The sequence below is a fragment of the Flavobacterium sp. UMI-01 genome (genome assembly GCF_019656315.1).
Lineage (GTDB): Bacteria > Bacteroidota > Bacteroidia > Flavobacteriales > Flavobacteriaceae > Flavobacterium.
This window is the reverse complement of the sequence record NZ_BPLU01000024.1, coordinates 1-514: the sequence shown is the minus strand read 5'-3', so window position 1 is coordinate 514 and position 514 is coordinate 1. Positions and strand designations below refer to the sequence as shown.

Below are 514 nucleotides of genomic sequence, written 5' to 3'. Positions count from 1 at the left end.
GGATCAGGAACAAAACTTGGGGAGGATTTAATAAAAATATAGATATTTGCTAAAAACAAATTAGCGTGGAATCCTATCTGGAATTATTAAAACTCATATTACCTGAATTTTTAGTTGAGCATTTCGATTTGAACTCTTTTAAAAATTCAGAGGAAAACCTACACTTGTATTTCGAAGAAAAATCAAAGCCTCCAAAAGAGTTTGATTCAATAGAATTAGTCTCTAAAGGTTTTTCGGAGGAAATCACAATTCAAGATTTCCCCCTTAGAGGCAAGTTTGTCTATTTACACATTAAACGTCGTCGCTGGACCAATAAAACCAATGGTAAAATTGTTAAAAGAGATTGGGCTTTAGTGGCTAAAGGAACTCGTATGACGCAAGAATTTGCGTCTTTTTTAAAAGAAATTAATAGATAACACGGCTATTAATTGTCATACTATTGGAGGTTTCTTTGGTGTTAACGGTAAAAAACTTCAAAGACAGTATAAAAAACATCTCAGCTCATTTAGCACTT

General features: G+C 32.5%; 1 protein-coding gene. It reads left to right on the top strand.

Translation table 11 applies throughout. The features are described from left to right. Positions 1-65: 65 nt before the first annotated feature. Positions 66-416, top strand: a complete 351-nt coding sequence (locus tag K5R64_RS09600) for a transposase (protein ID WP_220763019.1) — start codon at positions 66-68, stop codon at positions 414-416. Positions 417-514: the final 98 nt, after the last annotated feature.